Origin of the sequence: Xanthobacter autotrophicus, from assembly GCF_030015065.1 — a bacterium.
Lineage (GTDB): Bacteria > Pseudomonadota > Alphaproteobacteria > Rhizobiales > Xanthobacteraceae > Xanthobacter > Xanthobacter autotrophicus_D.
In genome coordinates, this window is the sequence record NZ_JAIVFN010000508.1 from 1 (window position 1) to 408 (window position 408).

Sequence of the window (408 nt, forward strand, 5' to 3'; positions counted from 1 at the left end):
CGTCTGCACCAGCTCCAGCATGCGCGTCTTCACGGGCTTGCCGTCCCAGAAGCCGGTGCGGTACTTCACGTCCACGCCGTAGGCCGACGTGTCCTGGCTGATCACCAGCAGTTCCTTCACACCGCCTTCGAAGAGCGCCTTCGCCTCGCTCAGCACGTCGCCCACGGGGCGCGAGACCAGGTCGCCGCGCATCGACGGAATGATGCAGAAGGTGCAGCGGTGGTTGCAGCCCTCGCTGATCTTGAGGTACGCATAGTGCTTGGGCGTGAGCTTGATGCCCGCCACGCCGAAATTGCCGGGCACGAGGTCGATGAACGGGTCGTGCGGCTTGGGCAAGTTCTGGTGGACGGCGTCCATCACCTCCTGCGTGGCGTGCGGGCCGGTGACGGCCAGCACGCTCGGATGCAT

1 protein-coding gene is annotated in these 408 nt (G+C 65.7%); it reads right to left on the reverse strand.

The annotated features are described in order from the left end of the window. Positions 1-408: radical SAM protein (locus K9U40_RS24260; RefSeq protein WP_282892596.1), on the reverse strand; the 408-nt coding region annotated here is incomplete at both ends.